Consider the following 20,334-nt stretch of genomic DNA (forward strand, 5'->3'; position numbering starts at 1 on the left):
CATAACCTTGGCAAAACCGGCCCACATTGCTAGGGTTGCGCCCATGTTTGAAGCCCGCCCCGCCGGCCAGCGTCTGGCCGTCCTGACGAGTGCCCTGATCCTGGCCGCCTGTGCCAGCCGTGGACCCGCCCCCAGCCGCCCCGCCACACCCGGTACTTCCAGCCCCAAGGTCACCCAGTGGCCGTCCCGCGACGGCCCGGAATCCGTGGTGCCGGCCGACCTGGACAAGATCCCTGACGCCCTGCCCCGCCCGGAATCCATCCGCAAGGGGGGGCCCAACAAGCCCTATGCGGTGGCCGGCCAGCGATATGAACCGCTCACCGACGACGACCAGCTGGTGCAGCGGGGCCTGGCGTCCTGGTATGGCCGCAAGTTTCATGGCAAGCCGACCTCCAGCGGGGAGGTCTACAACATGTACGCCATGACGGCGGCGCATCCCACCATGCCCATCCCCAGCTACGCGCGGGTGCGCAACCCGAAGAACGGGCGGGAGGTGATCGTGCGCATCAACGACCGCGGGCCGTTCCATGGGGGCCGCATCATCGACCTGAGCTACACCGCCGCCCTGAAGCTGGACCTGCTGCGCGGGGTCTCCGAGGTGGAGGTGGAGCGCATCACCTATGAGGACATCCGTACCGGCGCCTGGCTACGCGGCAAGGACATGCCTTCGCCGGCGGACGTGCCGGACACCCCGGTGTATGCGGCCGCCACGCCCAGCGGCGCGCCGGAAGTGACCACGACGGGGCAGTTGCGCAACGCGCCAACGGCAACGGCAGCGCAAACATCCAGGCCCACGCCGCGCCCGGTGGCCCCGACGGCCCAGGCCACCCAGCTAGCCTCCGTGGCGCAGAACACCCCGGCCCAGGTGGCTCAGCCCGCAGCGGCGAGTGGGAACGTCGGCGCGGGTGAGGCGGGCTATGCCGCAAGTGGTGCGAACAACGGCACAAACAACGGCACAAACAGCGTTGCATCCAGCGGTGCAAACAGCGGCATGGTGCCCATCCCCGTGGTGGCACTGCCCCCTGGCACGGACCTGGACAGCCCCAAGGACCTGCCCACCGCCTCCCCCACGTTGGCGCCGGACGCCAAACTGCCGCGCATGCAGGTGGCCGCCGCTGCGGGGTTCTGGCTTCAACTGGGCGCCTTCTCGCGCCTGGAGGGGGCGGAGACCCTGCGTGAACAGTTCAACCGCAGCCTGGACTGGATGGCACCCATGCTGACCATCTTCAAGGACAAGCAACTGCACCGCCTGCAGGCCGGTCCGTTCAACTCCCGCGAGGACGCCCGGGCCGCCGCGGAGAAGGTACGTACGGCCATGGCGCTGACGCCGGTGCTGGTCGAGCGGCGCTGATCGGACGGCGCTTTCCGTACAGCGTCCAGGGAGCACCCTCACTCAAACTCCTTGACTGTCCCCGATCGAGGTTTCGGCGGGGCCGAGCGCACCCGGTGCCACCGCCGCCCGGAGAAGCGCTGCGTCCGGCCTGTGCGCCCATGTGGCCCGGACCACCTGCCCAAGGGGTCCTCATTGTGCGGGCCATGACGCTTTGCGATGATGCCGCGCATGCCGACCCTGGACGCCGCGACACTGCTGTTGGTGATCACCGTGGTCGACGTGTTCGCCTGCGTGGTCTGGCTGCTGCTGGGCGAAGTGCTGCGCATTGCGCCACGGGCCGCAAGACGCATCGCCCTTTATCACGGGCTGCTCGCCATCGTCTGGTGGCCCACCGTACCGGCCGGCCTGGAGCCCTTGGTGGGCCTGCCGGTGACGCTGGTCTGCGCCGGCCTGCTCACGGCGGGCGTGCGCGGCCTGATGCGGCTGCGGCACCAGCTGCGTGACGTGGTGGCGGTGGTACTGGTGGGCCTGGCCGCGCACATCGTGGTCTATCCGGACCTTTCTGCCGCCCGCGCTGTCTCCAACGTCTTTGCCGCCGTGCTGGCCCTGATGGCCGGTTACGACATCCTGCGCGGGGCGGGCTTCCGCCGTGCGGTGACCCTGCTGCTGGTGGTGCCCTACCTGGTGTTGGCCGGTGCCGCACTCTGGCGTGCGGGCGGGCTGCTCGGCTGGCTGCCGCCCGGGCTGGGGCTGGCGGGCCTGACAACCAACGCGCCGCTGGCGCTGTTGCGGCTGGTGGTGAACCTCTCCATCACCACCGGCCTGGTGGCCCTGGTGCTGCAACGGCTGATTGCCCGCGTGCGCCACCTGACCCGGCGCGACCCGTTGACGGGCCTGCTCAACCGCCGCGCCGTCGAGGAACATCTGCAACGCCTGCAGCAGCAGGTGGACCGGGGACGCAGCCACGCCGTGGTGGTGCTGGACGTCGATCACTTCAAGCGCATCAACGACGACCTGGGCCACGCCGGCGGGGATGCCGCGCTGCAGCATCTGGCCCAGGTGCTGGGCGAAGCGCTGCGCACCACGGACTGCTTTGGCCGCCTGGGCGGCGAAGAGTTCACCCTGCTGCTGCCCGACACTGACGAAGCCGGCGCCGTGCTGGTGGCAGAGCGGCTGCGCCGGCTGCTGCAGGAACGCCCCCTGACCTGGGTCGACAAGATCTGGCCCATGAGTGCCAGTTTCGGCGTGGCGGCCATGCGCCTGGGCGAAGCCCACGGGCTGGACGCCCTGGCTCGCGCGGATGCCGCCATGTACGCCGCCAAGGCACGTGGGCGCAACCGCGTGCAGCGCGCCACCGAGCAGGGGGAGCCGGCTTGATGCCCGACAGCGATCCGGTCACGATGATCGCCGCCCTGGTGGCGGTGTTTGGCGTGGCCATGGTGATCTGGTTGCTGATCGCCGCCGGCCTGCGCGAATCCTCACCCGCCTGCCTGTGCCTGGCGGGTGCCAACGCCCTGCAGGCCGGCGCCATGCTGCTGCTGCGCGTGCCCGAACCCGACATGCGCTGGCTGGACCTGGGCGCCGACCTGATGCTGCTGACCGCCTTCGGCCTGACCCGCCTGGCCGTGCCGCTGATGGCGGAGCGACCGGCGCGCTGGCCGCCGGTGCTGGCCACCGTGGTCCTGGTGGCGGCCTTGCTGACACAGCTGCCAGCCGGCCCGACGGGCTATGCGCACCTGATCGTCCTGGACGGCACACTGGGCATCCTGTGCCTGCTGGCTGCCCTGGATACCTACCGGCTACTGCGGGCGCGGGAGCTGAAACGCCCACTGGCGGTGGTGTTCGGCGGCCCCTTCCTGCTGCTGGGTCTGCTGCTGCTGGCCCGACCCTTGGGGGTGATGTGGGCACCTGCGGGCGGCCAGGAGATCGACATCCACAGCAGCTTCAACATCGCCTGGCTGTGGGCGGCCCTGGTGGTGGCCTTGGCGCTCAACGGCACCCTGGCGTTTCTGCTGGTGATGAAGCTGGTGCTGCAGATCCGCCGGTTGACGCTGCGGGACCCGCTGACGGATGCCCTGAACCGCCGCGCGATGGCGGAGGCCATGGCGCGGGAGCATCACCGGGTGCAGCGCGGCCACCCCTATGCCCTGGTGCTGCTGGACATGGACCGCTTCAAGCAGCTCAACGACACACTGGGCCATGCCGCCGGGGACGCGGCGCTGAAGGCGTTGGTGGACGTGCTGCAGCCCTGCCTGCGCGAGGTGGACCTGCTCGGGCGCCTGGGGGGTGAGGAGTTCTGCGCCCTGCTTCCCTACACCAGCATTGCGGGCGCGGCCCTGGTGGCAGAACGCATGCGGCACCTGCTGGCGCGCCAGGCCTTTGCATGGAATGGCCAGGCCTGGCCCTTGAGCGCAAGTTTCGGGATCACCGAGGCCGTGGCGGGTGATGAAGACCCGACCGAAGTGCTGCGGCGGGCGGATGAGGCGCTGTACCGGGCCAAGGCGCAGGGGCGCAATGTGGTGCAGGCCGTGGAGGCCGTGGATGCGAAGAAGGTCGCGCCATAAAGCTCGCGCGACTTACGCAGAGCGTCCTCAGGCCAGGGCGACCCGGTTGCGCCCCAGATGCTTGGCGCGTTGCACGGCCTGCGTGGCGCGGCCGATGAGCCGGTCGGTGGCATAGGGCGGCGCGCTGGCCAGGCCCATGCTGAGCGTGACGTCCAGGCCCGCCGCGAGACGGTGCCAGGGGTGCACGGACACGCTCGCGCGGATGCGCTCGCAGACCTCGAAACCACGGTCGGCAACGGTGTCGGGGAACACGATCAGGAATTCCTCGCCGCTCCAGCGCAGCGCCAGGTCGCTGGTGCGGGTGTTCTCGCGCAGCAGCTGCGCCAGCTCCTGCAGCACCCGGTCGCCCACGTCCCGCCCATGGCGCTCGTTGATTTGTTCCAGGCCGTCCGCGTCGACCAGCGCGATGGTCAGGGGGCGTTCGTCCTGCTCTGCCGCGCGGAGCATCGGCGGCAGCCGGGTCTCCAGGCAACGGCGATTGCCCAGGCCGGTGAGCGGGTCGCGGAAGGCGGCGGGGTCACGGTCGGCGCAGGCGCCACCGTCCACATTGAATTCAGCCTCCAGCCGCGAGACGAAGTATTGCGACTGTGCCATCAGCTGCAGCACCCCACGGCGCCGCTCCACCGCGCGCGCGGCCTCCAGGTGCCATAACGCCGGACCGAGCAGCGCCAGCGCCTTGGCGGCGCGGTAGGAGGCCTGGTGCAGGCGGAGGTGGATGAACGGCGGCAGCCGGTCCAGTACCGGCGCGGTGCTCGCCCCTTCGAGGTTGGCGCCAAGGGTGGACGACGGACCGGCGCCGGGATGTGCGTGGACGCCAGCACCCGTCGGCGTCATGTTCAGGTTCAGGCTCACCACGGGCGCCAGGCCGTCGCCGGGGTCGATGCCGCCCACGGCCGACGCATCAATCATGCGCAGTTCCGCAAGGAGGGTCTGCAATCCCTGCCAGGCCTCCCGGGCATGGCCACGCGCCAGTTGCAGTTCGGCCCAGGTGCAGCGCAGCCGCCACTCAAGCAGATGGAAGCCCACCCGCGCGCTGGCGTCCAGGGCTTCCTGCAGCAGCGGCTCGGCCTCGTCGGGGCGGCCCATCAGCAGCAGCACTTCACCAAAGTTGGTGGCGGTCAGGGCGATGGCGTAGGCATCGCCCAACTCCAGGGAGAACGGCCGCGCCTGGCGCGCCAGTTCAAGCGCCCGCACCAGGGTCTTGGTCGCCTGCTCCGGCGCGGCGCCATCCCGCTGCAAGTGGTAGGCGCCCAGCGCCACCGTGCAGAGATTGGTAAGCGTGACCACCCGCTCGTAGGGGGTGGCCGCCTCGCGCAGCATGCCGGCGGCCTCACCCATCAGGCGTTCGGCCTGCCAGGGGTCGCCCATGCGTTCGAAGCAGGCTCCCAGGCCATTCAACGCGACCGCACGCAGGCGCGGGTCGCCGAGCTCGATGGCCTGTTGCAGGCCTTCATGAGCGCACGCCAGCCCTTGTTCATAGTCACCGAGTTCACAGGCGGCCAGGCTCATCCAGCGCAGCAGCTCGCACAGGGACACGGAAGGGCCCAAGGGCCGCAGCAGGTTGAGCGCCGGGGCGCCCGCTGCCAGCATGCCGGCCAGGTCTCCCAGGCGCAGGAGGAAATAGCTCCGCAACTTGCCGGCTTCCGCCTGCTCGTTGATGAAACCCTCGGCGTCGGCGCGTGACCAGACACGCTCGGCCAGCTTCAACCCTTCGTCCAGGCGCGCCTCCCGTTGCGCCAGGCGCGCACGGTCCAACCATTCACTCAATGGGGCGTCTTCTGACAACTCGGGGGAGAACTCCAACATGGGAGAGGAGGATACACCTCGCTACGGATGGCTCCTGTCGCGCCGGTCCTGCGCTGGCGGCCGCGCCCAGCGGCCTGCCATCGGGGGGGCGAGCCCGTCCGCCGGGTGTGAGTCCGCTCACCTGCCATTTGATCTGCCAGTTGATCCGCCAGTTGAGCTGCCAGTTGATCTGCCAGTTGATCTGCCAGTTGAGCTGCCAGTGACCGGCCCATTGACCTGCCGCAGGGGCGCCCGCCCGCTTACTTGCTAACGGGCATCGCGAACTCGGGCCCCTTGGCGATAGTGGCAGGCCAGCGCTGCATCACGCTCTTTTGCTTGGTGTAGAAGCGCACGCCTTCTTCGCCGTAGGCGTGCATGTCGCCGAACAGGCTCTTCTTCCAGCCGCCGAAGCCCTGCCAGGCCATGGGCACCGGGATGGGCACGTTGATGCCCACCATGCCCACCTGCACCCGGCGCGCAAACTCGCGCGCCACGTTGCCGTCGCTGGTGAAACAGGCCACGCCGTTGCCGAATTCATGCGCATTGACCAGCGCCAGCGCCTCGGCAAAGCCGTCCACCCGCACGCAGGCGAGCACGGGACCGAAGATCTCTTCCTTGTAGATGCGCATGTGCGGCTGCACATGGTCGAACAGGGTGGCGCCCGTGAAGAAGCCGTTCTCCTGGCCCGCAGCCCGGAAGCCCCGGCCGTCCACCACCAGCGAGGCCCCCTCCTCCAGGCCCAGGCCGATGTAAGACTCGATCCGGTCACGCGCCTCGCGGGTGACGATGGGGCCCATCTCCGCGTCCAGGTGGATGCCGTCCTTGACCTTGAGCGTACGGGCCCGCTCCGCCAGGCGAGGCATCAGCTTGTCCGCCACATCCCCCACCAGCACCGCCACCGAGATCGCCATGCAGCGCTCGCCGGCCGAGCCGTAGGCGGCGCCGATGAGCGCGTCCACGGCCTGGTCCACATCCGCGTCCGGCATCACCACCATGTGATTCTTGGCACCGCCCAGGGCTTGCACCCGCTTGCCGTGATGAGCACCCGTCTCGTAGATGTATTGCGCAATCGGCGTGGAGCCCACAAAGCTGAGTGCCTTCACATCCGGATGGGTCAGCAGGGCATCCACCACCTGCTTGTCGCCTTGCACCACATTGAAGATGCCGTCCGGCAGGCCCGCCTGCTTGAAGAGTTCAGCCAGCAGCAGGCTGGGTGACGGGTCGCGCTCGCTGGGCTTGAGGATGAAGGCATTGCCGGTGGCAATGGCCAGCGGCGCCATCCACATGGGCACCATGAAGGGGAAGTTGAAGGGCGTGATGCCGGCCACCACCCCCAGGGGTTGGCGCATGGTCCAGTTGTCGATGCCGGTGGACACCTGCTCGGTGTAATCGCCCTTGAGCAGTTGCGGCACACCGCAGGCGAATTCCACGATGTCGATGCCGCGGGTGACTTCGCCCTGGGCGTCGGTGAACACCTTGCCGTGTTCGGCGGTGATCATGGCGGCCAGTTGGTCCCGGTGCTGGTTCAGCAACTCCAGAAATTTGAACATCACGCGGGCGCGACGCAGTGGCGGCGCTTCCGCCCAGGCCGGGAAGGCCGCGAGGCCCGATGCGACGGCGGCCTGGACATCGTCCACGCTGCCCAGTTGCACCTGCCGCGCCACGGCACCGCTGGCCGGGTGATAGACGGCCTGGCTACGCCCCGCCGTGGCGGGGTGGCGCCGGCCCGCGATGAAGTGGGTGATGTCGGCCGGGTCGGTATAGGGGATGGGCTGGCTCACGTGGTGTCTCCCGAAGACTTGGGGCTGGGCAAGGGCGCCGGATTCAGCGCCATAGAGCCCGAGTCTAGGCAGCCCCACGCCCGCTGCCTAGGCCAGATGGGCGTTCACACTGTTCGGTAAACTGAACAATATGCCCGACCCATCCAACGCCCCGCCCGCCGCCGAAGCTTCCAGAACCGCACCCGCAGCGCCGCGTACCGAGTTGCGGGATGAATTGCTGTGGTCCCAGCTCCAGGCGCTGGTGGCCATTGCCCGCCTGGGCAGCTTCACCAAGGCGGCACAGCGGCTGGGCCTTTCCAAGGCTGCCGTGAGCCAGCGGGTGGCGGACCTGGAGCGACACCTGGACCAGCAACTGGTGCAGCGCACCACCCGCTCCGTGCGCCTGACCGATGCGGGCCAGACCCTGGTGACGCAGGCCGAGCCGGGCCTGTTGCTGCTGAACCGCAGCCTGAGCGAGGCGCGCGAAGCGGCCGGCACGCCGCGCGGCGTCTTGCGTGTGACGGCGCCGGTGGCCCTGGGCCGTCAGCACGTGGCGCCCGCACTGGTGGACTTCTTTGATCGCTACCCGGCGTTGCGCATCGAACTGGATTTGTCCGACCGGCTGGTGCCGCTGGCGCAGGAGGGGTTCGATCTGGCCATCCGCCACACCAGCCAGCCGCCAGACACCCATGTCGCCTTCCGGTTGTGCGGCTCCCGGGCCTTGCTGCTGGCCAGCCCTGCGTACCTGGCGCGCTTCGGCACGCCCGCGCATCCGGCCGAACTGGCCGAGCACCGCTGCCTGCCGTATCTGCGGCCGGGGCCTGCCCAGTGGTTCTTTGAACGGCGGGAATCTCCGGAGGAACGGCTGCGCGTGCCCGTGCAGGGTCTGTTCAGGGCAGGCAACAGCGAAGTGCTGCGGGATGCAGCGCTTTCCGGGCTGGGCCTGGCCTTGCTGCCGGATTTCAGCGCGCGCGACGCCTTGCGACGCGGCGAGCTGGTGGAGGTACTGCCGCGCTGGCGGGTGGTGGGCTTCTTTGGCGATGCGATCTATGCCATCCACCCCTGGAGCAGCCACACCCCACAGGGGGTCCGCCTGCTGGTGGACCACTTGCGAGGGGCGATGAGCGAGGGATTCGCCGCCTGACCGTCCCGGCCTGAAAAAAAGGACGCCCGACCAGCGAGCTGACCGGGCGTTGCAAGTCCTAGAAAGGACGTCGTTGGGACGGGTGCACCCCGCAGGGGGTGCTTGAAAGTGACTCTAGGGCGAACCCTGAGTGGCGGACATCCCCAGTAGGTGGGATGGCGGCGAAAAATCGTCAGTAGCTGTAAGCATCACTTCGCGATGCGGGAAAGCGTCGGGCTTGGAGGCCTCCCGGATAATGCGTTGATGAGCGCCTCCAAGCCGTCGTCCAAGAAACCGCCCGCACGTTCGGCGGGCCCGTCGTCCAAGCCGGCCGCCAAGCGCGCGGCCCCCAAACCACCGGGCGCACCGGCCAGCCGGCATCCCGCACCGGCGCCGTCCAGGCCCGGCCCAGCGTCCCGTGGCGGCACGTCCTTCCGGATCGACCCGTCATTCCGTGATCAGGAAAGCCGCGCTGATCGAGGCCCGGTTGATCGAGGCCGGGTTGATCGCGGCCCGGCGGATGACGCCCCGGCCCGAGGGAGCCTGCCCCGTTCGGAGCCCCGCAGCGGTCAATTCCCGGTGGGCGGCGGCCGCCAGACGCCGGCGGGCGCTTACCTGCGGCAGGAGCCTCCCGCGCCGCCGGAGGCCTGGAGCGACGAGGACCTGGAGACGCTGCAGGCCTTGCTGGATGAGGCCGCCGAGAACTCGGAGCCGCTGGACGTGTCGATGCTGGATGGCTTCCTGGTGGGTGTGCTGCTTCAGCCCAAGCCGGTGGCGTTGTCCGCCTGGTGGCCCTGGGTACTGGACAGCGAAGAAGGCCGTGCGCCCGAACGCGGGGACAGCCAGGCACTGCTGAGCCTGGTGCAGCGCCGTTACGGCGAGCTCCGCCAGGCCATCAGCGACCGGCAGTGGTTCGACCCCTGGGTGTTTGAACTCGACGAGGACGCGTCTCCCTCGGAGACGGTGCTGCCCTGGGTGGCCGGTTTTGCACTGGCGACCGATGTGTTTCCGGGCCTGATGGGCTTGGATGAAAGCCAGCTCACCGAGCCGCTGGCCCAGCTCTTCATGCATCTGGATCCCGAGGATCTGGAAGATGCCGACGCGCTGCTGGAGGAAATCGAAAGCCTGGAGCCGCCCGAGGAACTGGACGACGCGGTGGAGTGCCTGGTGCGCGCCAGCCTGCTGCTGGCGGATGTGTCCTTGCCGCGGGCAGAGCCGCGTGGCGGCCGGACCGGTGGCCGGCCCGGCCCGCAGCGGCGCGGGCCGCCGCACGGGCGGCGCTGAAGCGCCTTCAGCGCGCGAACAGCCTCGACGCGTGCAGGCCCAGACCGGTGGCGACCGAGGCAAAGCGGTCGCCCCGCACCTGCAATGCCCCCGGGTAGTCGGCGGCGATACGCTCGGCCAGCAGACGGAAACCGGTGGAACCGCCGGTGAAATACAGGGCGTCCACATCCGCCGGGGTCAGCCCCGCCATGGCGACCGTTTCGCGGCCGGCGGCGGCAATGCGTTCGATGTCGGACTGCAGGGCGCCAACGGCGGTTTCCTCACTGAGGTCCACATTCAGGCCGGACTCGATCAGGCCCAGGTCGATGTTGCAGCCGCCACCGCCGGAGACGGCGATCTTGGCGTCTTCCGCGCGATGCGCCAGCTCGTGGCCCAGGCGGTCTTCCAGCACCGTCATCAAGCGCTGGTGATGGCGGGCATCCCCGTAGAAGGGGCGCATGTTGCGCAGCTCCATCACGCGCTGCGGGCTGTAGCAGGTGTTGATCAGGTGCCAGGTGGCCAGGTCGAAGTAGATGCCGCTGGGCACTTCCCGCGGTGGCTGGCCAGCCTTGGCCGGGCCCATGGCGCGGTAGCCAAATTCCCGCAGGATGCCAGCCAGTTCGATGTGCCGGTCAAAGTCCGTGCCGGCTATGTGCACGCCGTGGTTGGCCAGGATGTCGTCACGCCGGTCCAGGCGCTTCACACGCTCCGGGCCCACGCGGACCAGTGAAAAGTCGGAGGTACCGCCGCCGATGTCGGCCACCAGCACGCGTTGTTCACGCGTGGCTTGCTGTTCGTAGTCGAAAGCGGCGGCAATGGGCTCGAACTGGAACTGCACGTCCTCGAAGCCGACCGCGCGGGCGGCGGCCGCCAGGGACGCTTGCGCGGCAGCGTCACGCGCCGGGTCTTCGTCCACGAAGTAGACCGGGCGGCCCAGCACCACGCGGCGCGGCTCTACCCCGCCCAGCGCGGCCCGGCGGCGCAGGTATTTGAGGTAGCCCGCCAGCATGTCGGCGTATTTCACGCCACGGCCGCCGCCCACATCGGTGACCTGGTCGATCAGGCTGGAACCGAGGATGCTCTTCATCGAGCGCATCAGACGGCCGTCAGTCCCTTCCTCATAGGCGGCCATGGCGGCGCGGCCGAAGGCACGCGGCGGGCCATCGGCGTCATGCCGGCCTTCCGCCAGATAGAACACGGCCGTGGGCATGGTGGTGTACTCGCCTTCCAGCGGCACCAGGCGCATGGCGCCCGTACCGGCGGCGTCTGGCACGGCCACCGCCGAGTTGGAAGTGCCGAAGTCGATTGCGCAAATGTCGCGCGGCAAGGCGCTGGACGAGGAAGCCATGGTGCAAGCCGTTCCGTCCGCCAACAGCCCGGAAGGCCTGGCAGACATCGAAGGGGTCAGAAGGGGCGCGGATTCTAGCCCTGGGACGGCGTACGGGGGTCGTACAGGCCGAGACGGGTTTCACGATCGGGGCAAATGGAGGGCCAACAGGCCCATCCGTGCCGGGATGGACGGGGCTGGCTGGGCTGACGTGGCCCAACTGCGGGGGCCTTCTGGCTCGACTCTCCTCAGCTCAGCTCAGCTCGGCTTGGCTTGGCTTGGCTTGGCAGGCGGTCAGGCGGTCAGGCGGTCAGGCGGTCAGGCGGTGACCATGGTCCTGGGAGCCGCGGCGGGAAGCGCGTCCCCATAGAACGCAAAATCCAGCGCCGGCCGCTGGCCGCTGATCAGTTCCGCCAGCGCGCGCCCGGAACCGGCGCCGTGTGTCCAGCCCAGCGTCCCGTGGCCGGCATTGATCCATAGGTTGGAGGCCTTCTGGCTGCGCCCGATGTAGGGCACGTTGGTGGGTGTGCTGGGCCGCAGGCCGGTCCAGAAATTGGGCTCGGAGGTGTCGGCCACGCCGGGGAAGAGTTCTTCGTAACGACGCACCAGGGAGTCGCAGCGCACCTTGGAGGTGGGGCTGTCCAGGCTGGTGTCCAGGCCCACCAGTTCGGCAGTGCCAGCAATGCGGACGTGGTCGCCCAGGCGCGAGATGGCGATCTTGCGGGCGTCGTCCAGCAGCGAAACGGTGCTCGCCAGTTCGGGCTTGAGCAGCCGCATGGTGGCGGAGTAGCCCTTGGCGGGATAGATGTTGAGCGTCTCGCCCAGCGGCTTCATGAGGCCCGGGGCGTAGGAGGCCAGCGCCATCACATAGGCGTCCCCCTTGAGCCACTGGGACTCGCCGGTCTCGCGGGAAGTGATCTTCACGCCGCCAATTTCCTGACCCTTTGCGCCGCCCTGCGGTTGCAGCAGGTCGATGTCGTGATTCCAGAGGAACTGGGCGCCTCGACGGGCCGCCAGCTGGGCCAGCGCCTGGGTGAAGACGCGGGCATCGCCGGATTCGTCGCTGGGGGTGTAGGTGCCGCCATGGACATATTGCGAGGCGTTGCGCAGGGCGGGCTCGATGGCCAGCACTTCGTCGCGCGACAGCACGCGGCGGTCCACGCCATGGCGGCGCATGATCTCCGCCCCCTGGGCCCCCGCCTCGAAATCGGCCTGGCTGCCGAAAAAGTGCAGGATGCCCCGCTCCAACCGGTTGTATTCAATGCCGGTCTGCGTCACCAGGGCCCGCATCGACTCATGGCTGTAGCGGCCCAGGTGCACCAGCTGCTCCACATTGCGCTCAAACGCCGCGGTGGTGCATTGGCCCAGGAAAGACAGGCCCCAACGCCATTGCGCCGGATCCAGACGGGGCCGGAACAGCAGCGGCGCGTCATCGCGCAGCAGCCATTTCGCCACCTTGAACGGTGCGCCCGCATTCGCCCAGGGCTCGCAGAAGCACACCGAGATCTGGGCACCATTGGCGAAGCTGGTTTCCAGGGCGGCATCGGGCTGGCGATCGACCACCACCACGTCGTGGCCCTGCTCCAGCAGGTACCAGGCGGTGTGCACGCCGATGATGCCGGCGCCCAGGACGATGACTTTCATGCACTAACTCCTTGTTCAGCCCAGCGGGCGCAACAGCAATTGCAGGCCGAGCCAGGCCATCACCAGGGCGATCACGGCGTCGATGCTGCGCCAGACCACCGCGCGGCGCAAAGGCGCCGCCACGGCCGCCGCGCCGAAGCCCAGCAGCGAAAACCACATCACTGAAGCAAGCGACGCGCCAGCCGCAAAGGGCAGGCGGCCCTCGGGCGACTGCTGGGCGCCCACGGTGCCCAGCAGCACCACGGTGTCCAGATAGACATGCGGATTGAGATAGGTCATGGCCAGTGTGCTGCTCAGCACGGCACCCAGGCTCGCGGTGCCCACTTGCGCCTGCAACCCGGCCTTGGGCGACAAGGCACGCCGGGCGGCGGTGAAGGCGTAGGCCAGCAAGAAGGCAGCGCCGCCATACCGGAACAGCGTCAGCAGCAACGGGCTGGCGGCGATCAGGCTGCCCAGGCCGAACACACCCACCACGATCAGCAGCACATCCGACATCGCGCAGACCGCCACCACCGGCACCACATGCTGGCGCATCAGGCCCTGGCGGAGCACCAGCGCATTCTGGGCGCCAATGGCCACGATCAGCCCGGCGCCGGTGAGCCAGCCTTGAAGAAGCGCGGTGGAAGCCATGGACATGAGTGCAGTGCGTCGAAGGAGCGAGTTCAACCGGCGGCCGATGGCGGGGTCGAACGGCGGATTGTGATGAGCCGTGCCGGGTTCATGAAGCCGCATTAATATCTCAGCGACATCATTAGGACTGCTTATGAAAGACCTCGACGCCGCCGGCCTGGATTGCCTGGCCGCGCTGGCCGATGAACGCAGCTTCGAGCGTGCCGCGGAAATGCTGGCCATTACGCAAAGCGCGGTTTCGCAGCGGCTGCGCAGCCTGGAAGCGCAGGTGGGCCAGTTGCTGGTGGTCCGGTCTCGCCCGCTGAGGCTCACGGAGCCCGGCAAACGGCTGCTGCGCTACGCCCGGCAACTGCATGCGCTGCGGTCGGACGTGGTGCGGGAATTGGGCGTGCGGGCGACGGCGCCCGAACGGCTGCCGATTGCCGTCAATGCCGACAGCCTGGCCACCTGGGTGCTGCCGGCACTGGACCCGCTGGTGCAGCGCGGCCTGCGCGAAGGCTTCGGCCTGGAACTGGTGGTGGACGATCAGGACTTCACCCACGACTGGCTGCGCCAGGGCGAGGTGCTGGGCTGCGTCACCGCCGTCCGGCAAGCGTTGCGAGGTTGCGTGGCCCAGCCGTTGGGGGTGATGCGCTATGTCGCCGTGGCCAGCCCTGACTTCGTCGAGCGAGAGCTGCCGCAAGGCCTGGGCGCCGCCAACTTCCCGCAGGTGCCGTTTCTGGTCTTCAACCGCAAGGACGATACCCAGCAGCAGTGGGTGCGGCAGGCACTCGGCCTGCGGTCGGCACGGCTGAATGCGCGCTACGTGCCATCGAGCGAGGCTTATGTGCAGGCCGTTCGGCGGGGATGGGGGGTCGGCGTGGCGCCGGAACTGCAGATCCGTCCGCTATTGGCCAGCGGGGAACTGGTGGTGCTCTGGCCGGACGTCCATGTGGAGGTGGCCCTGTATTGGCATCAGTGGAAGTTGGGCAGTGATGCCGGCGCTGACAGCACCGCGCCACCGACCCTGCTAGACCAGATAGGCGAAGCGCTGGCGCTGGGTGCCAGGGAAGCGCTGCGGGTGTAGGGCGCTGCGCTGGATGAGGATGGAATCAGCCCGGGTTCAGCGCTTGGCCGTCAGTTGCACCTGGCCGGGTGCTTCCGGCTTGGCCGGGACGGCCGCCACGCGAGGGGCAGCAGGCATGGCGGGACGCAGTGAAGTGGCCGCCGAGCTGGCACCCGAACTGGCGCCCAGCAGCAGACCCCGACGTTCATGCGCGACCTGAACGTTGCCGGCCAGCCAGGTGGACATCAACACAACAGCGCCAACGATGGACCAGGTCAGCGAACGATGAATCAACGGAGACATGAGTAGATGCACAGGAATGCAACGAGCACAAGTGCCGAAGCATAGTGAGCCCCGGAGGTGGGGGGGATCCTACCAAAGTGGGTTGAGTGGTTATTTGGCTGCACCCTGTCGCAGAGCTGCGCCAATTTGTGTGGATTTGTGAACGTCTTTGTCTGCGCCACCCAAAGTGGGGATTTGCCTGAAGACAACTTCGCTCACACTGTGGCATAGCAACGGCGCCCACGAGACATGGTGCCGGGCATCCACCCCGTGCTTTTCGACGAGGTCCATCATGGGAATCGCCTCCGCCCTGCGCCTGTTCCGCCGCAACAGCCCTGACCATCACGAACCGGAACCCGCCGACATGGGGACGGCGTTCGGCATGGAAGCGAGCTTCGGTGATGCCAGCGAATATGAGGACTTCCGCCGCAGCGACTACGGGCTGGAATCACAGTCTGCGCCTGCGACGGCGATCGAATCACCGCTGTCCTGGATGACGGCTCGCCGCAGTTGATGGAGCTGGCGCTGCCGCTGATCCCTCAGCGGGAACGGCGGCTTCGAGCGGCTGTCGCTTTGCTCGCTTCAGTCGCCTCACTCGCCTGACGGCGCGCGCGAGGCGGGTCGTCTCGAAAGTCAGCGCACCAGCAGCACCGGCACGTCACAACTGACCATCACCTTGGTGGCAACCGACCCCAGCACCAGTTTGCCCAGGGCGCTGTGCCCGTGGGAGCCCATCATGAGCAGGTCGAACCGGCCCTTGGCGGCGACGGCGGTAATGGCTTCCGAGGCATGGCCGGTCTTGATGACGTACTTGGCGCTGATGCCTCGTTTGTCCATGAATGTGCGGATGGGCTTGAGCACCTTTTCCGATTCATCGCTGTAGTAATCCGCCAGCACGGCCTTGTCCAGCACCGCTGCGGCGCGGGGGGGTACGGCGGGAACCACGTGCACCACGGTGTAGTCGTGGGCGCTACCCAGCCACTCGTCGTGCGCCGACAGATAAGCCAGCATGCGCTTGCTGTAGACACTGCCATCAACGGCCACAAGGATCTTCATCGCGAATGCCTTCCAAGGACGCCGTGGGACGGCTTGGATTGAGTGTGGCACATCGGTACCTCGCAAAAACCAGGGATTGGCCCACAAATCTCTGCGGAATGACAAGGCGCAAGTTTGCGCACGGCCCTGAAGCGGACTGGCGCTGCCGGCGCGCCGGGAGTTGGTGCCGTGGCCGCCGCCCTGGGCTCGCTGCTGGGGGAGAATCCGCCTCTCCGCCGTTCCAAGCCCTACCCAGCCGTGCGCCTGCAACTGATTTCAGACCTCCACCTGGAACGCCAGACCGATGTGGTGTCCGTCGCCGTGCCCGACATCGACTTGCTGGTGCTGGCGGGGGATGTCGGTTCGTACCAGACGGGTTCGCAACTGGTGACCGACGACTTCGGGCTGGGCCGTTTCTCACCGAAGCGCGCCGAGGCGGCCTGGCCCCGCGTGGTGTATGTGCCGGGCAACCACGAATTCGACGGGCTCGAATACAGCGCCACCTACGACCGGCTGCGCCGCACCTGCGAGGATTTGGGCATTGATTGGCTGGACCGGGAGACGCTGGTCATCAACGGCGTGCGCTTCCTCGGCACCACCTTGTGGACCGACTTTGATGCCCTGGCCGCCGAACTGAGCACCCCGACCCAGCAACTGGCCGCAAGGGGCAAGGCCTTTCGGGCGGCCAACTACTACCTCCGCAAGTACTCCACGCTGCGTGATGGGCGTTTACTGCTGGCGGAAGACCTGCGAGAAATGGCGCTGGATTGCCAGGCCTGGCTACGCGAGCAGCTCGCCACCCCCTTTGAAGGCAAGACGGCGGTGGTGACCCACTTTGCACCGAGCCTGCGCAGCGCGGATCCGCGCTACGGGCTGGTGCCGGGCACGGCGGGGTTCTGCAATGCGCTTGATGAGCTGTTCCCGCTCACCGACCTGTGGATGCATGGGCATCTGCACTGCATGAACGACTATGTCGTGGAGACCCCCACCGAGAGCGGCGGCGTGCACCGCTGCCGGGTGGTGGCCAACCCGCTGGGGTATGCCAGGAAGGGTGAGCAGGAAGATTACCGGCCGGGGCTGGTGATCGAGATCTGATCAGGCAGCGCCGTGGCACTGCTTGAACTTCTTGCCTGATCCGCAGTGGCAAGGGTCGTTACGGCCCAGCTTGGGCACGTCCCGACGCACCTGCTCCACGTGGAAGCGCTGGGTCTCGGTGGCGGATTGCAGGTCCACCACGCTGAGCACCAGGTCCTCGATGGCGTCATCCAGGTCCTTGAGCGGGTGCTCGCGGTTGAGCGTGTCCACCACTTCCTGCTCTTCCGGTGTTTCCACCGGCAGATGGCGATAGAGGCGGGCCAGCAGCGCGTTGATGTTGTCGTCGGCCTGCTCATGCAGGTCGGGGAAGGTCACCGCGGCGTATTCGAAACCGCCCACCCATGGCAGCAGGGTGCGGGTGATGGGGTCCGTCGGAATCGCCAGGGCACCTTCGGCCGCCTCTTCCGCTGAGACTTCCGCTGGGACCTCCGCTGGGACTTCCGCTGAATTTTCGGCAGCCGCAGGCGTTTGTGCCGACTCAGCGCCTTCAGCATCAGCCTCGGCTTGCGCAGCAGCTTCCGCTTCCAGATCCAGCACCACTGGGTAGAACCAGCCCTGCTCCAACATGCTCTGGTTGAGGGAGGCGTATCGGCGCTCCACCAGGCCGCGGATCCGGGCCAGCCAGGCCGGGTCCACGTCGTCGGGCAGCGCGTGGCCCTCGTAATCGAAGATCGGCGGCAGCCATTCCTCGATGGGAATCAGGCGGGGCTGCACCAGCACGCCGCACAGGTAACCGTCCAGCATGGACGTGTCCAGCGCCTGCAACGGCTCCGGGGTGGCGGCGAGAAGGTCGTCGAGTTCGTTGAACTCGGCGTCAGAAAGGTCGTGGGCAATGCTCATGGGGCAATTGTCGCCGTGATTGCCGACGGCAGGTCGCCCACGGGCAGCGCCGGCGGCCGGTACAAGTTCACGTGGCATTCACGCGGCTTATGGAGTCGATTCCAACTGATCATTGGCGGGCCGTCTAGGGTTAACCCTAAACTTCGTTCCGTTGGTTCTACAGAGCCATCGCTACTAAAAAGGAAATCGCCATGAGCGTCGCTACCCAAACCTTCGGTCTGCCCGTTAGCCGCACGGTTCGTCGCGGCGGCACGTTTGCCACCATCGGTGCCCGTGTCTGGGCCCGCAGCATCAGCAACATCAAGGCCCGCCTGGAAGCCGCCCGCATCGCCCGTTCGGAGCGCGAGCTGCTGTCCCTGGCTGCCCAGTATGAAGAGAGCATGCCCTCCTTCGCTGCTGAACTGCGCGCTGCCTACGCCCGCCGCAACGGCTAAGAAGCCCTGATACCGGTCCGCAGCGGGACAACGGTGTTGTGATGTGAGTACCGGCTCTTGTGCCGGTTGTTGCCACCGCTGCTTGCTGGTATCTGCCAGATTAAAAAAGCCCGCCATGTGAAAGCATGGCGGGCTTTGCTTTTGCGGGTGCTTTTAGGGCTGCTTTTAGGGCGTCACCCAGTGCACGGCTGCTGCAAAAAGCAGCAGCTGGCCAAGCTCAGCGCTGGGCAGCGAGGCGGGTTTCAATGCGGACCTTGGTGGCAGGGAGTTCCGCCGGGAGGTTGTGAGCCAGTTGGGCAAACAGTTCGTCGTGCAGCTTGAGTTCCGCAGCCCAGTCGCTGTCCGAGATGTGCGTCACGGTATGGAACTGTTCGGGCGTGAAGGCCAGACCCTGCCAGTTCAGGTCTTCATAACGCGGGCTGGTGCCGAACGCATGTTCCACGCCCTGGCCCTCGCCTTGCACCCGTTCCAGCATCCACTTCAGCACGCGCATGTTCTCGCCATAACCTGGCCAGACGAACTTGCCGTCCGCGCCCTTGCGGAACCAGTTCACGCAGAAGATCTTGGGCAGCTTGGCGCCGGCCTGCGTCAGCTTGGCGCCCAGGGCCAGCCAGTGCTGGAAGTAGTCGCTCATGTTGTAGCCCATGAAGGGCAGCATGGCGAAGGGGTCGCGGCGCACCACACCTTGCTGGCCGGCAGCGGCGGCGGTGGTTTCGGAGCCCATGGTGGCGGCCATGTAGACCCCTTCCACCCAGTCGCGGGCTTCGGTCACCAGGGGGACGGTGGTGGAGCGGCGGCCACCGAAGATGAACGCATCGATGGGTACACCGGCCGGGTTGTCCCAGTCGGCATCCAGCGCGGGGTTGTTGACGGCGGAGACGGTGAAGCGAGCGTTCGGGTGAGCCGCCTTGGCGCCCGTGGCCTTGGCGATCTCGGGCGTCCAGTCATTGCCTTGCCAGTCCACCAGGTGCTCGGGCGGTGTGGCGGTCATGCCTTCCCACCAGATGTCGCCGTCGTCGGTCAGCGCCACGTTGGTGAAGATCACGTCCTTGTTCAGGCTGGCCATGCAGTTCGGGTTGGTCTGCACGTTGGTGCCCGGGGCCACACCAAAGTAGCCCGCTTCCGGGTTGATGGCATAGAGACGGCCATCCGGGCCGGGCTTGATCCAGGCGATGTCATCACCGATGGTGGTGACCTTCCAGCCTTCGAAGCCTTGGGGCGGGATCAGCATGGCGAAGTTGGTCTTGCCGCAGGCGCTGGGGAAGGCGGCCGCCACGTGCTGCTTCTTGCCCTCGGGCGAGGTCACGCCCAGGATCAGCATGTGTTCGGCCAGCCAACCCTGGTCCCGGCCCATGGTGGAGGCAATGCGCAGCGCAAAGCACTTCTTGCCCAGTAAGGCGTTGCCGCCGTACCCGGAGCCGTAGGACCAGATTTCGCGGGAGCCGGGGTAATGGACGATGTACTTGGTCTTGTTGCAAGGCCACTTCACATCGGCCTGGCCGGCTTCCAGCGGCGCGCCGACCGTATGCACACAAGGCACGAACTCGCCGTCGTCACCCAGCACGTCCAGCACGGCGCGGCCCATACGGGTCATGATGCGCATGTTGACGGCCACGTAAGGGCTGTCGGAAAGCTCCACCCCAATGTGCGCAATGGGCGAGCCGATCGGGCCCATGCTGAACGGCACCACATACAGGGTGCGGCCGCGCATGGCGCCCTTGAACAGGGCGTTGTCCCCGGTCTGCAGCAGCGTGCGCATCTCCTTCGGCGCCATCCAGTTGTTGGTGGGGCCCGCGTCTTCCTTGCGGTCGGTGCAGATGAAAGTGCGGTCTTCCACGCGGGCCACATCGCTCGGATCGCTCCAGGCCAGGTAGCTCTTGGGGCGCTTGGCGGGGTTGAGCTTCTGGAAGGTGCCGGCATCCACCAGTTGCTGGCAGAGGCGGTCGTATTCGTCCTGGCTGCCGTCGCACCAGTAGACGTCCTTGGCCTCGGTCAGGACGGCGATCTCCGCCACCCAGGCGATCAGGCGCTGGTGTTTCACATAAGCGGGTGCGTTCAGGCGCAGCCCTTCCATCACGGGTCGGTTCATGGAGTTTCCAATCTGAGGATATGAAAAGCGGGATTGGGTCAGCGCCGGGGGAACGCCTCGTTGCAACGGCCGACTACCGTTTTTC

General features: G+C 67.6%; 18 protein-coding genes. 9 read left to right on the plus strand and 9 right to left on the minus strand.

Features of this window, described 5'->3' with window-relative positions; translation table 11 throughout:
* Positions 1–43: 43 nt before the first annotated feature.
* The 3 genes from BMY53_RS08495 to BMY53_RS08505 all read left to right on the plus strand — a co-directional run bounded on the left by BMY53_RS08495 (position 44) and on the right by BMY53_RS08505 (position 3,897).
* Positions 44–1,351 (plus strand): septal ring lytic transglycosylase RlpA family protein, encoded by a 1,308-nt coding sequence (locus tag BMY53_RS08495; protein WP_092945549.1) that lies wholly within the window; start codon positions 44–46, stop codon positions 1,349–1,351.
* A gap of 210 nt (positions 1,352–1,561) precedes the next feature.
* Positions 1,562–2,710: a GGDEF domain-containing protein gene (locus tag BMY53_RS08500; protein ID WP_177200794.1), complete on the plus strand. Its 1,149-nt coding sequence runs from the start codon at positions 1,562–1,564 to the stop codon at positions 2,708–2,710.
* The gene (locus BMY53_RS08505) at positions 2,710–3,897 is read left to right on the plus strand and encodes a GGDEF domain-containing protein (protein WP_092945553.1); all 1,188 of its coding nucleotides are present in this window, start codon (positions 2,710–2,712) and stop codon (positions 3,895–3,897) included. The genes BMY53_RS08500 and BMY53_RS08505 overlap by 1 nt, the downstream gene beginning before the upstream one ends.
* A gap of 27 nt (positions 3,898–3,924) precedes the next feature.
* Here the strand turns inward: BMY53_RS08505 and BMY53_RS08510 are convergent, their stop codons facing one another.
* Together BMY53_RS08510 and BMY53_RS08515 are read right to left on the minus strand one after the other, a co-directional pair.
* The gene (locus tag BMY53_RS08510; protein ID WP_218151204.1) at positions 3,925–5,664 is read right to left on the minus strand and encodes a tetratricopeptide repeat-containing diguanylate cyclase; all 1,740 of its coding nucleotides are present in this window, start codon (positions 5,662–5,664) and stop codon (positions 3,925–3,927) included.
* Between the two features lie 278 nt (positions 5,665–5,942).
* A complete protein-coding gene (locus BMY53_RS08515) occupies positions 5,943–7,463 on the minus strand; it encodes a CoA-acylating methylmalonate-semialdehyde dehydrogenase (RefSeq protein ID WP_092945557.1) in 1,521 nt (506 codons plus the stop codon).
* 130 nt (positions 7,464–7,593) lie between these two features.
* Between BMY53_RS08515 and BMY53_RS08520 the strand changes: the two genes are divergently transcribed.
* Positions 7,594–8,586: a LysR family transcriptional regulator gene (locus BMY53_RS08520; RefSeq protein ID WP_092945559.1), complete on the plus strand. Its 993-nt coding sequence runs from the start codon at positions 7,594–7,596 to the stop codon at positions 8,584–8,586.
* Between the two features lie 243 nt (positions 8,587–8,829).
* On the plus strand, positions 8,830–9,849 hold the full coding sequence (locus tag BMY53_RS08525; RefSeq protein ID WP_092945561.1) for a YecA/YgfB family protein: 1,020 nt from the start codon (positions 8,830–8,832) through the stop codon (positions 9,847–9,849).
* 7 nt (positions 9,850–9,856) lie between these two features.
* Here the strand turns inward: BMY53_RS08525 and BMY53_RS08530 are convergent, their stop codons facing one another.
* The 3 genes from BMY53_RS08530 to BMY53_RS08540 all read right to left on the minus strand — a co-directional run bounded on the left by BMY53_RS08530 (position 9,857) and on the right by BMY53_RS08540 (position 13,429).
* On the minus strand, positions 9,857–11,176 hold the full coding sequence (locus BMY53_RS08530) for an Hsp70 family protein (RefSeq protein WP_092945563.1): 1,320 nt from the start codon (positions 11,174–11,176) through the stop codon (positions 9,857–9,859).
* 297 nt (positions 11,177–11,473) lie between these two features.
* On the minus strand, positions 11,474–12,799 hold the full coding sequence (locus tag BMY53_RS08535) for a D-amino acid dehydrogenase (protein WP_092945565.1): 1,326 nt from the start codon (positions 12,797–12,799) through the stop codon (positions 11,474–11,476).
* 15 nt (positions 12,800–12,814) lie between these two features.
* Entirely contained in the window at positions 12,815–13,429 is a 615-nt protein-coding gene (locus BMY53_RS08540) for a LysE/ArgO family amino acid transporter (RefSeq protein WP_092945938.1), read from the minus strand.
* A gap of 133 nt (positions 13,430–13,562) precedes the next feature.
* Between BMY53_RS08540 and BMY53_RS08545 the strand changes: the two genes are divergently transcribed.
* Complete coding sequence (locus BMY53_RS08545) at positions 13,563–14,495, plus strand: LysR family transcriptional regulator ArgP (RefSeq protein WP_092945567.1); 933 nt, start codon at positions 13,563–13,565, stop codon at positions 14,493–14,495.
* Between the two features lie 36 nt (positions 14,496–14,531).
* Here the strand turns inward: BMY53_RS08545 and BMY53_RS08550 are convergent, their stop codons facing one another.
* Positions 14,532–14,777 carry a hypothetical protein gene (locus BMY53_RS08550; protein ID WP_092945569.1) on the minus strand — a complete coding sequence of 82 codons (246 nt, stop codon included), beginning with the start codon at positions 14,775–14,777 and terminating at the stop codon, positions 14,532–14,534.
* A gap of 271 nt (positions 14,778–15,048) precedes the next feature.
* Between BMY53_RS08550 and BMY53_RS08555 the strand changes: the two genes are divergently transcribed.
* On the plus strand, positions 15,049–15,270 hold the full coding sequence (locus tag BMY53_RS08555) for a hypothetical protein (RefSeq protein ID WP_092945571.1): 222 nt from the start codon (positions 15,049–15,051) through the stop codon (positions 15,268–15,270).
* 119 nt (positions 15,271–15,389) lie between these two features.
* Here the strand turns inward: BMY53_RS08555 and BMY53_RS08560 are convergent, their stop codons facing one another.
* A complete protein-coding gene (locus BMY53_RS08560) occupies positions 15,390–15,812 on the minus strand; it encodes a universal stress protein (protein ID WP_092945573.1) in 423 nt (140 codons plus the stop codon).
* Between the two features lie 237 nt (positions 15,813–16,049).
* Here BMY53_RS08560 and BMY53_RS08565 point away from each other — a divergent pair, with 237 nt between their 5' ends.
* Positions 16,050–16,886 carry a metallophosphoesterase gene (locus BMY53_RS08565; protein ID WP_092945940.1) on the plus strand — a complete coding sequence of 279 codons (837 nt, stop codon included), beginning with the start codon at positions 16,050–16,052 and terminating at the stop codon, positions 16,884–16,886.
* Here BMY53_RS08565 and BMY53_RS26175 read toward each other — a convergent pair whose 3' ends face one another.
* The gene (locus tag BMY53_RS26175) at positions 16,887–17,726 is read right to left on the minus strand and encodes a UPF0149 family protein (protein WP_092945942.1); all 840 of its coding nucleotides are present in this window, start codon (positions 17,724–17,726) and stop codon (positions 16,887–16,889) included. It lies immediately after the preceding gene.
* 191 nt (positions 17,727–17,917) lie between these two features.
* On the opposite strand from BMY53_RS26175, the gene BMY53_RS08575 reads away from it, so the two are divergent.
* Positions 17,918–18,160, plus strand: a complete 243-nt coding sequence (locus BMY53_RS08575) for a hypothetical protein (RefSeq protein ID WP_092945575.1) — start codon at positions 17,918–17,920, stop codon at positions 18,158–18,160.
* A gap of 217 nt (positions 18,161–18,377) precedes the next feature.
* On the opposite strand, the gene BMY53_RS08580 is transcribed toward BMY53_RS08575, so the two are convergent.
* Positions 18,378–20,249, minus strand: a complete 1,872-nt coding sequence (locus tag BMY53_RS08580) for a phosphoenolpyruvate carboxykinase (GTP) (protein ID WP_092945577.1) — start codon at positions 20,247–20,249, stop codon at positions 18,378–18,380.
* Between the last annotated feature and the right edge of the window lie 85 nt (positions 20,250–20,334).

The sequence above is a fragment of the Roseateles sp. YR242 genome, assembly GCF_900109745.1.
Classification (GTDB): Bacteria; Pseudomonadota; Gammaproteobacteria; order Burkholderiales; family Burkholderiaceae_C; genus Roseateles.